11 protein-coding genes are annotated in these 13,473 nt (G+C 61.5%); 6 read left to right on the plus strand and 5 right to left on the minus strand.

The genetic code is table 11. The annotated features are described in order from the left end of the window. Positions 1 to 92: 92 nt before the first annotated feature. Positions 93 to 1,601 carry a polyphosphate:AMP phosphotransferase gene (gene pap / locus LCU97_RS02240; RefSeq protein ID WP_053155027.1) on the minus strand — a complete coding sequence of 503 codons (1,509 nt, stop codon included), beginning with the start codon at positions 1,599 to 1,601 and terminating at the stop codon, positions 93 to 95. Positions 1,602 to 1,752: 151 nt separating this feature from the next. On the opposite strand from pap, the gene mnmC reads away from it, so the two are divergent. The 5 genes from mnmC to LCU97_RS02265 all read left to right on the plus strand — a co-directional run bounded on the left by mnmC (position 1,753) and on the right by LCU97_RS02265 (position 9,187). Beyond that, the gene (gene mnmC / locus LCU97_RS02245; RefSeq protein WP_232775452.1) at positions 1,753 to 3,735 is read left to right on the plus strand and encodes a bifunctional tRNA (5-methylaminomethyl-2-thiouridine)(34)-methyltransferase MnmD/FAD-dependent 5-carboxymethylaminomethyl-2-thiouridine(34) oxidoreductase MnmC; all 1,983 of its coding nucleotides are present in this window, start codon (positions 1,753 to 1,755) and stop codon (positions 3,733 to 3,735) included. A gap of 170 nt (positions 3,736 to 3,905) precedes the next feature. Next, complete coding sequence (locus tag LCU97_RS02250) at positions 3,906 to 5,678, plus strand: N-acetylglutaminylglutamine amidotransferase (protein WP_053155024.1); 1,773 nt, start codon at positions 3,906 to 3,908, stop codon at positions 5,676 to 5,678. Between the two features lie 3 nt (positions 5,679 to 5,681). Beyond that, positions 5,682 to 7,430 (plus strand): N-acetylglutaminylglutamine synthetase, encoded by a 1,749-nt coding sequence (ngg, locus tag LCU97_RS02255; RefSeq protein WP_232775453.1) that lies wholly within the window; start codon positions 5,682 to 5,684, stop codon positions 7,428 to 7,430. Positions 7,431 to 7,559: 129 nt separating this feature from the next. Beyond that, a complete protein-coding gene (locus LCU97_RS02260; protein WP_053155020.1) occupies positions 7,560 to 8,750 on the plus strand; it encodes an osmoprotectant NAGGN system M42 family peptidase in 1,191 nt (396 codons plus the stop codon). A gap of 209 nt (positions 8,751 to 8,959) precedes the next feature. Beyond that, entirely contained in the window at positions 8,960 to 9,187 is a 228-nt protein-coding gene (locus LCU97_RS02265; protein WP_024778700.1) for a YheU family protein, read from the plus strand. Here LCU97_RS02265 and csrA read toward each other — a convergent pair. The 3 genes from csrA to LCU97_RS02280 form a co-directional block, all read right to left on the minus strand. Beyond that, a complete protein-coding gene (csrA, locus tag LCU97_RS02270) occupies positions 9,176 to 9,376 on the minus strand; it encodes a carbon storage regulator CsrA (RefSeq protein WP_053155018.1) in 201 nt (66 codons plus the stop codon). The two genes, LCU97_RS02265 and csrA, sit on opposite strands and share 12 nt — an antisense overlap. Before the next feature lie 150 nt (positions 9,377 to 9,526). Next, entirely contained in the window at positions 9,527 to 9,859 is a 333-nt protein-coding gene (locus LCU97_RS02275) for a YnfA family protein (protein ID WP_053155017.1), read from the minus strand. A gap of 57 nt (positions 9,860 to 9,916) precedes the next feature. After that, entirely contained in the window at positions 9,917 to 10,732 is an 816-nt protein-coding gene (locus LCU97_RS02280) for an SDR family oxidoreductase (protein WP_053155016.1), read from the minus strand. A gap of 313 nt (positions 10,733 to 11,045) precedes the next feature. Between LCU97_RS02280 and LCU97_RS02285 the strand changes: the two genes are divergently transcribed. Beyond that, positions 11,046 to 11,198, plus strand: a complete 153-nt coding sequence (locus LCU97_RS02285; RefSeq protein WP_018606531.1) for a DUF3309 family protein — start codon at positions 11,046 to 11,048, stop codon at positions 11,196 to 11,198. 51 nt (positions 11,199 to 11,249) lie between these two features. Here the strand turns inward: LCU97_RS02285 and LCU97_RS02290 are convergent, their stop codons facing one another. After that, positions 11,250 to 13,343 (minus strand): LTA synthase family protein, encoded by a 2,094-nt coding sequence (locus tag LCU97_RS02290; protein WP_053155011.1) that lies wholly within the window; start codon positions 13,341 to 13,343, stop codon positions 11,250 to 11,252. Between the last annotated feature and the right edge of the window lie 130 nt (positions 13,344 to 13,473).

Genomic DNA, 13,473 nt, shown 5'->3' on the forward strand with positions numbered 1-13,473 from the left:
TGTCGTTATTGGATTAAGTGACAACGAGCATAGATCCGACACATAACCGATCGCGATGATCATTCACCTCGCGTATGCAGCGTCATCGTTGGCTACTTCTTGCGCGCCTGCCTTGCACTGCGTTCGAACGCTGCCTCCAGCGCCTCATTGAGGGTGCGCAACACCTTGACCCGTGCCCAGCGCTTGTCGTTGGCCTCCACCAGGGTCCAGGGGGAGATCTCCGTGCTGGTGCGATCCACCATGTCACATACCGCTGACCGGTAGGCGTCCCACTTGTCTCGATTGCGCCAGTCGTCCTCGGTGATCTTGAATCGCTTGAATGGAATTTCCTCGCGCTCCTGGAAACGTTCGAGCTGGGTTTGCTTGTCGATAGCCAGCCAGAACTTGACCACCACCACACCGGCGTCGGCGATCTGCTCCTCGAAATCGTTGATTTCGCCGTAGGCTCGCAACCAATCGGCCCGGCTGCAAAAACCTTCGACCCGCTCCACCAAAACCCGTCCATACCAGGAGCGATCGAACATGGTGAACTTGCCCCGTGCCGGAATGTGCCGCCAGAACCGCCACATATAGGGATGGGCGCGCTCTTCTTCAGTGGGCGCAGCGATCGGCACGATGCTGTACTGGCGCGGATCGAGGGCCGCCGCCACCCGCCGGATTGCCCCACCCTTGCCCGCCGCATCGTTACCCTCGAACACGGCCACCAGAGCATGTCGGCGCATCCGTTTGTCCCGCAACAAACCGGCGAACCGTGCCTGTTCGGTGATCAACTGTTCTTCGTAGTCGGCCTTGTCCAGGCGTAAGGTCATGTCGAGGCTGTCGATCAAAGTGATCTGCTCGTCTAGCGCCGGCAACGGCGCCACGCTGACTTTCTCCGGCTTGATCTTCGGCCGGTCCAGAGCCTGACGCAACCCTTCGAGCAGAATCCTGCCGACCGTGAGGCTGCGGTAGCAGGCATCCATGCCTTCGATGACATGCCACGGCGCGTAATCGCGACTGGTCCGGCGCAGCACCCTTTCGCCATACTTGACGAATTTGTCGTAGGTCTCGGATTGCTGCCAGTCCAGCGGGCTGATGCGCCAGCTGTGCAGCGGGTCATCCTTGAGGCTCTTGAGCCGGGCCTTCATCTGCTTCTTGGACAGATGGAACCAGAACTTGAAGATCAACGCGCCCTCATCGCAAAGCATTTTCTCCAGGCGCTCGGCCGCGTTGATCGCCTGGTCCAGCCGAGGATCCTTGAACTCGCCATGAACCCGCCCCTGGAGCATCTGGCTGTACCAGTTGCCGAAGAAAATCCCCATGCGCCCCTTGGCCGGCAGCATTCGCCAATAGCGCCAGGCCGGTGGCCGCGCCAGCTCCTCATCGGTCTGCTGGTCGAAGGTGCGCACTTCGATCAACCGCGGATCCATCCATTCGTTAAGCAACTTCACCGTCTCGCCCTTGCCCGCCCCTTCGATACCGTTGATCAACACGATGACCGGAAAGCGCCCCTGCTGGTGCAACTCGAACTGGGCTTCGAGCAACGCTTCACGCAAGGCCGGCACTTCGGCTTCAAAGGTGTCTTTATCGATGACGTGGCCGATTTCGGCGGATTCGAACATGGGCAGCTCCTTCCAGGGAATGGGCCAAGACTAGCGGATTGGATACGCCGACGCGCAGCAGATTCCATCCAGATGCGCAGTCTGTTGCGATGGATCAAGCAAGCCGATAGCGATCGGCTAGAATGGCCTCCCCGTTTTCACCGAGCCTGCCATGACACCCATCCAGCTCCACGCCCAACTCGACTGGGACGAACACGGTCGCCCGCGCTCGCGGGTGTTCGACGACGTGTATTTTTCCGACCACTCGGGGCTGGAAGAAACCCGCTACGTGTTCCTGGAGCAGAACAACCTGGCCGAGCGTTTTACCGCGTTGCCGGACAACGGCCGGCTGGTGATCGGTGAAACCGGCTTTGGCACCGGTCTGAATTTCCTCTGTGCCTGGCAGTTGTTCGAGCAATGCGCGCCGGCCGGGGCACGCTTGCACTTTGTCAGCGTCGAAAAATACCCGCTGACTCCGGCGGACCTGCAGCGCGCGCTCGCCCTGTGGCCGTCGCTCAAGGGCCAGGCCGATCAACTGCTTGAACAGTACGTCGCGATTCACCAGGGCTTCCAGCGCCTGGTACTGGCGGGTGGACGCGTCACGCTGACCCTGATGATCGGCGACGCGTTGGAACAGTTGCCGCAACTGGACGGGCAGATCGACGCCTGGTTCCTGGACGGCTTCGCGCCGGCCAGGAATCCCGATATGTGGACCGCCGAACTGTTCGCCGAGCTGGCGCGGCTGGCGGCACCCGACGCCACCTTGAGTACCTTCACCAGTACAGGTTGGGTGCGCCGGCTGCTGAACTCGGCCGGATTCAAGATGAAGCGCACACCGGGCATCGGCCATAAATGGGAAATTCTTCGAGGGACTTATCTCGGCTGGCCGGAGCAGACGCCGGCACCATCCCAGGCGAAACCCTGGTATGACCGCCCCGCCCCACTGGCCGGAGAGCGCCGCGCACTGGTGATCGGCGGCGGCCTGGCCGGTTGCGCCAGCGCGGCCAGTCTCGCGGCACGAGGCTGGCAGGTCACGCTGCTGGAACGCCACGCCGGATTGGCCGAAGAAGCGTCCGGTAACCCCCAGGGCGTGCTGTACCTCAAGCTTTCCGCCCATGGCACGGCATTGTCGCAGATAATCCTCAGCGGTTTCGGCTACACCCGACGCTTGCTCGAACATCTGCAACGGGGCGTTGACTGGGACGGTTGTGGTGTCCTGCAACTGGCCTTCAACCACAAGGAAGCCGAACGCCAGGCCCAACTGGCCGAGGCGTTTCCCCAAGATTTGCTGCATCGACTCGACCAGCCCGAGGCCGAGGCGCGCGCGGGCATCGGCCTGGCCTGTGGCGGCGTGTTCTATCCCGAGGGTGGTTGGGTGCATCCGCCGGCGTTGTGCCGCTGGCAGGCTTCGGCGCCGGCCATCGACCTACAGACTCACCATGAAGTATTGGAGCTGCGCCGCGTCGACGGGCAATGGCAAGCTTGGGATGGCAAACGGTGCCTGGCCAGCGCACCGGTGGCGATCCTCGCCAGTGCCGCCGAAATCAAACGTTTCGAACCGGCCGCCGACCTGCCGCTCAAGCGCATCCGCGGGCAGATCACTCGCTTGCCGCAGACCGCCCGCAGCCAGGACCTGCGCACCGTGGTCTGCGCCGAAGGCTACGTGGCCCCGGTGCGGCTGGGCGAGCATACCCTCGGTGCCAGTTTCGACTTCAACAGCGACGACCTGACCCCCACCGCTGCCGAACATGCCGGCAACCTACAGATGCTGGAGGAAATTTCCGCCGATCTGCTGGATCGTCTGGAGGCCGACGCCCTGGCCCCGGAAAACCTCGAAGGCCGCGCGGCGTTCCGTTGCACCAGCCCGGACTACCTGCCCATCGTCGGCCCATTGGCCGATAGCCAAGCGTTCACCGAGGCCTATTCGGTACTGGGCAAGGATGCCCGCCAGGTACCGGATACCCCCTGCCCCTGGCTCGACGGCCTGTACATCAACAGCGGCCACGGGTCCCGGGGCCTGATCACCGCCCCGCTGTCGGGCGAATTGATCGCCGCCTGGCTGGAAAACGAACCCCTTCCTCTGCCCCGCAGCGTGGCCGAGGCCTGCCACCCGAACCGGTTTGCGTTGCGGTCGTTGATTCGTGGCAAACCCTGACACCATTGCCGACATGCCACAACATCTGTGGGAGCGAGCCAGTCCCCATCCATCGGCTTATAACGCATCGATATAAAACTCACGGCAATCCCTCCGGTCAGTTTCAGAGTACCCGCCCTATCGGCGCGTACCGCTTGACCCCTCCCCAACGGAAAAACCGGTAAGGACTTATGTGCGGATTAGCTGGAGAGTTACGTTTCGATCAACAACCTGCGGACCTTGCGGCCGTAGAGCGAATCACCCATCACTTGGCCCCTCGCGGCCCCGACGCGTGGGGCTTCCATAGCCAGGGCCCGATTGCCCTGGGCCACCGTCGCCTGAAAATCATGGACCTGTCCGATGGCTCGGCCCAGCCGATGATCGACAATCAACTGGGTCTGTCCCTGGCGTTCAACGGTGCGATCTATAACTATCCGGAACTGCGCGCCGAGCTCGAAGCGCTGGGCTATGCCTTTTACTCGGGTGGCGACACCGAAGTGCTGCTCAAGGGCTATCACGCCTGGGGTGAAGCGCTGCTGCCCAAGCTCAACGGCATGTTCGCCTTCGCCATCTGGGAACGCGACGCCAAGCGGCTGTTCCTCGCCCGCGACCGGCTCGGCGTCAAGCCTTTATACCTGTCGCGCACCGGCCAGCGGTTGCGTTTTGCCTCCGCGCTGCCGGCACTGCTCAAGGGGGGCGACATCAGTCCGGTGCTCGACCCGGTGGCACTCAATCACTTTCTGAATTTCCACGCAGTGGTCCCGGCCCCCCGCACGTTGCTGGCCGGCGTTGAAAAACTGCCACCGGCCACCTGGATGCGCATCGAAGCCGATGGCAGCAGCGAACAGAAAACCTGGTGGACCCTGCCCTACGGCCCACGAGCCGATGAACAGAACCTTAACCTGGAAGACTGGATCGATCGCGTGCTCGACAGTACCCGCGAGGCTGTCGCGATCCGTCAGCGGGCCGCCGTGGATGTCGGTGTGCTGCTGTCCGGCGGCGTGGATTCGAGCATGCTGGTAGGACTGTTGCGGGAAGTCGGTGTGGAAAACCTGTCGACCTTCTCCATCGGTTTCCAAGATGCCGGTGGCGAGCGAGGTGACGAGTTCCAGTATTCGGACCTGATCGCCAAGCACTACGGCACCCGTCATCACCAGTTGCGCATCGACGAAAAAGAGATCATCGAACAACTGCCGGCGGCTTTCCGCGCCATGAGCGAACCGATGGTCAGCCACGACTGCATTGCGTTCTATCTGCTATCGCGGGAAGTGTCCAAGCATTGCAAAGTGGTGCAAAGCGGCCAGGGCGCCGATGAACTGTTCGCCGGTTACCACTGGTACCCGCAGGTGGACGGTGCCAGCGACCCTTACGCGGCCTATCGTGCGGCGTTCTTTGATCGCAGTTATGAAGAGTACGCCGCCACCGTGCAACCCCAATGGCTGGTCGCTCACGACGCGGCCGGTGATTTCGTCAAGGACCACTTCGCCCAGCCGGGTGCAGACGCGGCGGTGGACAAGGCGCTGCGCCTGGACAGCACCGTGATGCTGGTAGACGACCCGGTCAAGCGAGTCGACAACATGACCATGGCCTGGGGTCTGGAAGCTCGCACGCCGTTCCTGGATTACCGACTGGTAGAACTCTCGGCCCGGGTCCCGGCGAAATTCAAATTGCCCGACGGCGGCAAGCAGGTGCTCAAGGAAGCGGCCCGGCGGGTGATCCCCGGCGAAGTGATCGACCGCAAGAAGGGCTATTTCCCGGTGCCCGGTCTCAAGCACCTGGAAGGCGATACCCTCGCCTGGGTTCGCGAACTGCTGCTGGACCCGAGCCAGGATCGCGGCCTGTTCAAACCGGCCATGCTCGACCGCCTGCTCACCGACCCTAACGGCCAGCTCACCCCATTGCGCGGCTCCCGGCTGTGGCAACTGGCAGCGCTGAACCTGTGGCTCAGCGAGCAAGGAATCTGATTGATGAAACCCAACCCTACCGTTCACAACCAACGCCTGCTGCGCGGCCAGGCCCCCTCCTACGAGCGCTTGCAGGCTCGTCTGGCCGAAGATGGCAGCGAACTGGGCGCAGCTCCCATCGCCGTGCATTGCGGCTGGGGCCGATTGCTGATCGGCCACACCTTCCCGGACCCTGCCACCCTGGCCCGGGAGCTGCTCAACGAACAACCCGGCGAGCGCGACATCGCGTTATACGTCGCCGCTCCCCAGCAAGTGCTGGGACTGGAGCCGGCGCATCTGTTCCTCGATCCCTCCGACACACTGCGCCTGTGGTTCAGCGACTATCGGCAAGCCACACGGGTGTTTCGCGGTTTCCGAATTCGCCGGGCCCAGAGCGAGACCGACTGGCAAGCCATCAACCAGCTCTACCTGGCCCGGGGCATGCTGCCTATCGACGCACAACGACTGACCCCGCGCCACCAGGGAGGGCCGGTCTATTGGTTGGCGGAAGACGATGACACCGGCGCGGTGATCGGCAGCGTCATGGGCCTGAATCACCAGAAAGCCTTCAACGATCCGGAAAACGGCAGCAGCCTCTGGTGCCTGGCCGTGGACCCGCAATGTTCAAGGCCAGGGGTTGGCGAAGTGCTGGTGCGTCACCTCATCGAGCACTTCATGAGCCGGGGGTTGAGTTACCTCGACCTGTCGGTGCTGCACGATAACCGCCTGGCGAAAAACCTTTATGCCAAGCTCGGCTTCCGTAACCTGTCCACCTTTGCCATCAAGCGCAAGAACGGCATCAATCAACCGCTGTTCCTGGGCCCGGGGCCCGAAGCGCAATTCAATCCCTATGCCCGGATCATCGTCGACGAGGCGCATCGCCGGGGTATCGAAGTGCAGGTGGACGACGCGGAGGCCGGGCTGTTCACGCTGATCCACGGCAGCCGCCGGGTTCGTTGCCGCGAATCCCTGAGCGACCTGACCAGCGCCATCAGCATGACGTTGTGCCAGAACAAAAGCCTGACCCACAAGGTCCTGAAAAACGCCGGCCTGAACCTGCCGGCCCAACAGATGGCAGGCAATGCCGACGACAACCTGGCGTTTCTCGATGAGCACGCACGGGTGGTGGTCAAGCCGCTGGACGGTGAACAGGGCCAGGGCGTGGCGGTGGACCTGCGCACCATCGAAGACGTGCAGAGCGCCATCGAAGCCGCCCGGCAATTTGACAGCCGGGTGCTGTTGGAGAGTTTCCACGAAGGCTTGGACCTGCGGATCCTGGTGATCAACTTCGAAGTGGTGGCAGCAGCGATCCGGCGTCCGGCGGAGGTGATCGGTGACGGCCAGCACACCATCGGCGCGTTGATCGAAGCACAGAGCCGCCGTCGGCAGGCGGCTACCGGGGGCGAAAGCAAAATCCCGATGGACGCGGAGACCCAACGCACCCTGAGCGCGGCGGGTTATGACTACGACAGTGTCCTGCCGGCTGGCGAACATCTGTTCGTGCGACGCACGGCTAACCTTCACACAGGCGGCGTGCTGGAGGATGTCACCGGCATTCTTCATCCGACCCTGGCCGATGCGGCGGTACGCGCCGCGCGGGCGCTGGACATTCCCATGGTTGGCCTCGACCTTCTGGTGCCAGCTGCCGACCAGCCCGAATACGTCTTCATCGAAGCCAACGAACGCGCCGGCCTGGCCAATCATGAACCGCAACCTACCGCCGAGCGTTTTGTGGATCTGTTGTTTCCCCATAGCCAGGCGGTGGCCTTATAGCGATGTAGCGCCTGAGCGGGCCTCATCGCGAGGCTCGCTCCCACAATATGTCAGGGCGGACAACGGCGACCTGACACCCACCCTTCAGAAGACGGGCCACTCATCGAAACCAACCGATCAGGAGTTTCCATGATCAGCAAAATTCCCGAACCGGATCTCGACTACCTGCAAAAGGTCCTGCTGGAAATGCTGGCCATTCCCAGCCCCACCGGCTTCACCGACACCATCGTGCGCTATGTCGCCGAGCGGCTCGAAGAACTGGGCATTCCTTTCGAGATGACCCGGCGCGGCACGATTCGCGCAACCCTCAAGGGCCGCAAGAACAGCCCGGACCGCGCCGTATCCGCCCACCTGGACACCATCGGCGCTACTGTGCGTGCCATCAAGGACAACGGCCGCCTGACCCTGGCCCCGGTGGGTTGTTGGTCCAGCCGGTTTGCCGAAGGTAGCCGGGTCAGCCTGTTCACCGACACCGGGGTGATTCGCGGCAGTGTGCTGCCATTGATGGCGTCCGGCCACGCGTTCAACACCGCCGTGGATGAGATGCCCATCAGTTGGGACCACATCGAACTGCGCCTGGACGCCTACTGCGCCACCCGCGCCGATTGCGAGACCCTGGGGGTGGGCGTCGGAGACTACGTCGCTTTCGATCCTTTGCCGGAGTTCACCGAGAGCGGCCACATCAGCGCCCGGCACCTGGACGACAAGGCCGGCGTGGCAGCGTTGCTGGCGGCGCTCAAGGCCATCGTGGACAGCGGCGAGGAACTGCTGATCGATTGTCATCCGCTGTTCACCATCACCGAGGAAACTGGCACCGGTGCCGCCGCCGCGCTGCCCTGGGACGTCAGCGAATTCGTCGGCATCGACATCGCGCCGGTCGCGCCGGGCCAGCACTCCAGCGAACACGCGGTGAGCGTGGCGATGCAAGACTCCGGCGGCCCCTACGACTATCACCTGTCCCGGCACCTGCTGCGCCTGGCCAAGGAAAACGACCTGCCGGCCCGCCGGGACCTGTTCCGCTATTACTTCAGCGATGCCCATTCGGCCATCACTGCCGGCCACGACATCCGCACCGCCCTGCTCGCCTTCGGCTGCGATGCCACCCATGGCTACGAACGCACCCACATCGACAGCCTCGCCGCGCTCAGCCGCCTGCTGGGTGCCTATATCCTCAGCCCGCCAGTGTTTGCCAGCGACGCGCAACCGGCCCAAGGCTCCCTGGACCGCTTCAGCCATCAGATCGAGCATGATGCACAGATGGAAAGCGATACCCGCGTGCCGTCGGTGGACAGCCTGGTGGGGCAGCGTTCAGAGAACTGACCGGCACTTTTTGTTGCCTGGGCGATCGTCATCGCGAGCAGGCTCGCTCCCACAGGGGATCTTCAGCGGATGCACATGTCGTGTTCCATACAAACCTTGTGGGAGCGAGCCTGCTCGCGATGGCAATCACCCGGACACCCACGTCCCCAAGGCTAGCCGCCATCGTCCATTGGACGTAGCATCGCGACATTATCCAGCCGAGGTAGACCATGCTGATTCCCCACGACCAACTCGAAGTCGACACGCTCACTCGCCTGATAGAGGATTTCGTGACCCGCGACGGCACCGACAACGGCGACGACACGCCCCTGGAGACGCGAGTGTTGCGGGTTCGACAAGCCCTGACGAAAGGTCAGGCGATGATCGTCTTCGACCCCGAAAGCGAACAGTGCCAATTGATGCTCAAGCACGACGTGCCCAAACACCTATTTGACTGAACACGCCCCAGGCGTGGCTTGCGCCTTCTTTTTCTGGATTTTCTCGTAGATTTCAAAGCGATGAACATCGATGTGCCGTGGCGCTTCCACGCCGAACCGCACGGTGGTGCCGTTGACCGACAGCACCCGGACGGAAATATCATCACCGATGGAAATCAGTTCACCCACAGCACGGCTTAATACGAGCATGGTCCTTGTCCTTAAGAATGTCTGGACCTTGACCATGCCCGGCCTCACGCATGTTCACAAGACAACGACAAGAATTCAGTAAACCCCTACAAACAAGGCACTCGTGACTGACGGAAACGTCCTGCAAAACCCTGTGGAATTGTCCGGTTCTCAGGAAGCCGAGAACCGCGGACCGAACAGAATGACGCTGGCTCCCAACACACAGAGCGCCACGCCGATCCAGTCGGATCCCAGCGGCCTGGCGCGTTCCACCACCGCCAGCCAGCCGATCGAGGCGATGATGTAGATACCGCCATAGGCGGCATAGGCGCGACCGGCATACGTTGCCTCAATGCGAGTCAACAGCAGCGCGAACAGCGTGAGGCTGAGCAATGCCGGCGCGATCCACCAGGCGCTTTTGCCCTGGCGCAGCCACATCCAGAAGGCGTAGCAGCCAGCGATTTCAAACAGCGCGGCCAGTAAAAACCACAAGTAATTGAGCATTGGAATGTCCATCAGGAAGGCCGGATGGCGACATCCTGAGGACACCGAGCGCCCAGGTCAACTCGAGCTTTGGCGGGCCTTGGCGCGCATTTTATCGGCCATGGCGGTCATCTCATCGTAAAGCAGCTGCGGATTCTTCTGCTTGGTCGCCCAGGCCAGGCGCCCCTGCTCATGAGGCAAGATCAGGAACTCGCCCTGTGCCACCTGACGATAAATGTAATCGGCGATGTCGGCTGCCGTAATGGGCGAACTCTCCAGCAATTTGCCCACCTGGGCTTTCATCGCCGGGGTCGGGCCACGGAAAGAGTCCAGCAAGTTGGTCTGGAAGAACGACGGGCAGACGACGTGCACACCGATTTCCTGCTGCGCCAACTCCACCAGCAAGCTTTCCGACAAGGCGACCACGCCGGCCTTGGCCACGTTGTAGTTGCTCATCGCCGGCCCTTGCATCAGCGCTGCCATGGAAGCGATGTTGATGATCTTGCCATGGCTTTTTTCCAGCAACGGCAGGAACGCCTTGCAGCCCTTGACCACCCCCATCAGATTGATCGCGATCTGCCAGTCCCAGTCCTCCAGGGATAGCTCACTGAAAAAGCCGCCCGACGCCACGCCAGCATTATTGACGATGATATCGATGCCACCGAGCTTCTCATCGCAGGCCTGGGCAAATGCAGTCAGCTGACTGTAGTCGCGCACATCACAGCGCTGGACGAAGCCGTCGCCGCCGGCATCACGCACCAGCTTGAGTGTCTGCGCAAGGCCCGCCTCACTGACATCCGACAAGGCCAGGCGCCAACCTTCACGGGCCCAGCGCAGCGCGATTTCGCGACCCAGGCCGGAGCCGGCACCGGTGATCATCATGCGATTTTGCATAGGAAACAGCCTTGTTGTTCCGGGAGAGATGGGCCGAGTGTAGCGAAGGACACGACCTGCCCCATCCTCCATCAGATTGCTGAATGGCAGGGACAAACTTGTAGAGTCCCAGTGAGAGCAAGATCTGTGGGAGCAAGGCTTGCCCGCGATGCAGACACCACCGACTTTTGAACTCACCGGCCAATACCATTAAAAACTTTGAATTTTTTACAGGACGTTACGGTCGGAATTATTAAGCCGCCCGGATTTAATGCAGCGCGCTGGCAGTTGAAAAGTTGTCTCACTCCGAAACTGACCAATAAGGAAATCAACAATGGGCACAATACTCATCATTATCCTGATCCTCCTCCTGATCGGTGGCCTGCCGGTCTTCCCACACTCCAGAAGTTGGGGTTACGGCCCATCCGGTATCATCGGCGTAGTGTTAGTGGTGCTGTTGATCCTGCTGTTACTGGGCAAGATATAAAACCCAGGCAAAAAAAAGAGGCCTTTCTCAAGGCCTCTTTTTTATCGCTCATCAGTCCGGCTTGCCGTCTACCACGCCGGCGGTGTTATCCAGCAGGCTCTTGGTGGCCGTTTGCAGGAAGGACTCAAGCTGGAGCCTCATCTGCGCCGTAGCCGGTGCGTCCGGGATGATTTCCGCACGGGGGTTGCTACCCAACTCATAGCGGTACATCTTCGGCGCCATTTCCTTCTCCCTTGGCAGTACCAGGATCTGGTCGTCGCGGATGATCGCCGTGGTCTGCTCGCTTCCCGATGGCTTGATCACACCGAAACCGGTGTCGCCTTCCGGCAGGTTCAACAGGTCCCGGCCCCAGCATTGGTTGCGCACCTGGCCACCGATCCGGCCCATGATGGTCGGGACGATGTCGACCTGGGTCCCCACGGTGTGATTGCGTTGGCCGAACTTTTCCTGGATGCCCGGGCCGATCAGCAGCATCGGCACGTTGAAACGACCCAGGTCCATTTCGGTGATCTGGCGTTCGTTACCGAAACCATGGTCGCCTACCACCACAAACAGCGTCTCCTTGAAGTAAGGCTCCTTGCGCGCCTTCTCGAAGAACTGGCCCAGCGCCCAGTCGGCATAGCGCATGGCGGTCAGGTGCTCGTTGAGGCTGCCTCGGTCAGTGACCTTCTCCACCGGCAACGGCGTCGGCAGCGCATACGGCGTGTGGTTGGACAGGGTTTGCAGCAAGGCATAGAACGGTTTGCCATTTTCCCGCGCCTTGAGCTCGATCAGGCCACGGTCGAACATGTCCTGGTCGGACACACCCCAGGTCGGATCGGAAAATACCGGGTTCACGAAGTCGTTACGCCCGATGAAATTGGTCATGCCCTGGCCGCTGAAGAACCCCGACTGATTGTCCCAGGCAAAATCGCCGTTGTAGACGTACACATCGTCGTAATCACGGGCACTGAGCAGTTGCGGCAGGCCCGACAGCTTGTGGCTGCCTTCCGGCGTCTGCATCAGGTATTCAAAGCCCGGCAGGTTCGGGAAACAGGCCATGGTGGCGAACATACCCTGGTGGGTATGGGTGCCGTTGGAAAAGAAACGATCGAACAACAGGCCTTCCTTGGACAATTTGTCCAGATATGGCGTGATGTTTCCCGGCGCGCCCAAGGCGCCCACCGAGTGCCCCGCCATGCTTTCCATGAGGATGACGACCACGTTCTTGATCGGCAGGGTCTTGTCGACCGGTGGCGTGTAATCACGACGTACGGCGGCGGTCTCGGTATCCACCAGTTTGTCGTCGGGCATCACCAGCATGTCGCGGACGGTCTGCTGGGCCAATGGTTGTTCGAGGGTGGCTTTCCAGATGTTGTCACGGTCTTCGGACATCCGACTCTTGGCCGCTTCCACCAACGACAGCGTACCGTTGAGGCCCAACTGGTTGGCGAAATTCGAATCGGTGGTATAGACGTCCCCCCAACGCATGGGTGGCCCCTGGCGCAGGGTGCCACGGGCGGCAGCGACGGCCACCAACAGGCAGACCATGAACACCGCTACACGCCCATACCACGGGGCGACCCGGCGCGTGCTGATGCTACCGCCGCTGAAAGGTCCACGCGGTCGGGTCGCACGATCGGCGCCCTTGAATGCAAAACTCAGGAGAAGGGTTCCGCCGACCCAGGCCAGCAGATAGCGAACCACCGGAAAACCATACCAGAGCATGCTCATTACGGTCTTCGGATCTTCCTTCACGTACTGGAAGACCAGGCCATTGAGCCGTTGGTGGAACTCGCGGTAAAAGTCCATTTCCATCAAGCCCAGGAACAGCGCGATGCTGGAGGTCACCGTCAGCCAGAAACGGAAGAATCCGCGTGCCGCCATTGCCCGGACACTGACCAGGGACAGCAGCAGCGGAATACTGAGATAGACCACCAGTCTCAGGTCGAAACGCAGACCATTGACAAAGGCCTCGACGAAGGTCGAAGCCGGGGTATCGAGGATCATCTCGCGGTTATAAACCAGCAGCGCCAGGCGCAGCAGGCTGAACATCACCATCATCACCAGGGCACAGAGCAAGGTATAGGCCAAGTGTGATTTGACGGTCGGTTGCAGCAGGCGATGCGTACTTCGCTGTGGGCTCAGGGCGTCCGGAATTGCCATGTCTTTTGAGGACCTATTGGAGTGTGTGAGACAGATGGAACAACGGCGTCCCCCTCTGTTGCCCGAGGGGTTTGCGCAGAGGGGGCAAATCTTGCACGAACGGTCGGGGCATTTCCATTAAATAACCGAC

Origin of the sequence: Pseudomonas uvaldensis (genome assembly GCF_021271205.1) — a bacterium.
Taxonomy (GTDB): Bacteria; Pseudomonadota; Gammaproteobacteria; order Pseudomonadales; family Pseudomonadaceae; genus Aquipseudomonas; species Aquipseudomonas uvaldensis.

What these genes read in the sequence shown, in the direction of transcription:
- LCU97_RS02250 (WP_053155024.1), top strand. Translation starts at nt 3,906, where the DNA reads ATGTGCGGATTAGCTGGAGAGTTACGTTTCGATCAACAACCTGCGGAC.
- pap (WP_053155027.1), bottom strand. Translation starts at nt 1,601, where the DNA reads ATGTTCGAATCCGCCGAAATCGGCCACGTCATCGATAAAGACACCTTT.
- LCU97_RS02290 (WP_053155011.1), bottom strand. Translation starts at nt 13,343, where the DNA reads ATGGCAATTCCGGACGCCCTGAGCCCACAGCGAAGTACGCATCGCCTG.
- mnmC (WP_232775452.1), top strand. Translation starts at nt 1,753, where the DNA reads ATGACACCCATCCAGCTCCACGCCCAACTCGACTGGGACGAACACGGT.
- csrA (WP_053155018.1), bottom strand. Translation starts at nt 9,376, where the DNA reads ATGCTCGTATTAAGCCGTGCTGTGGGTGAACTGATTTCCATCGGTGAT.
- LCU97_RS02285 (WP_018606531.1), top strand. Translation starts at nt 11,046, where the DNA reads ATGGGCACAATACTCATCATTATCCTGATCCTCCTCCTGATCGGTGGC.
- ngg (WP_232775453.1), top strand. Translation starts at nt 5,682, where the DNA reads ATGAAACCCAACCCTACCGTTCACAACCAACGCCTGCTGCGCGGCCAG.
- LCU97_RS02260 (WP_053155020.1), top strand. Translation starts at nt 7,560, where the DNA reads ATGATCAGCAAAATTCCCGAACCGGATCTCGACTACCTGCAAAAGGTC.
- LCU97_RS02265 (WP_024778700.1), top strand. Translation starts at nt 8,960, where the DNA reads ATGCTGATTCCCCACGACCAACTCGAAGTCGACACGCTCACTCGCCTG.
- LCU97_RS02280 (WP_053155016.1), bottom strand. Translation starts at nt 10,732, where the DNA reads ATGCAAAATCGCATGATGATCACCGGTGCCGGCTCCGGCCTGGGTCGC.
- LCU97_RS02275 (WP_053155017.1), bottom strand. Translation starts at nt 9,859, where the DNA reads ATGCTCAATTACTTGTGGTTTTTACTGGCCGCGCTGTTTGAAATCGCT.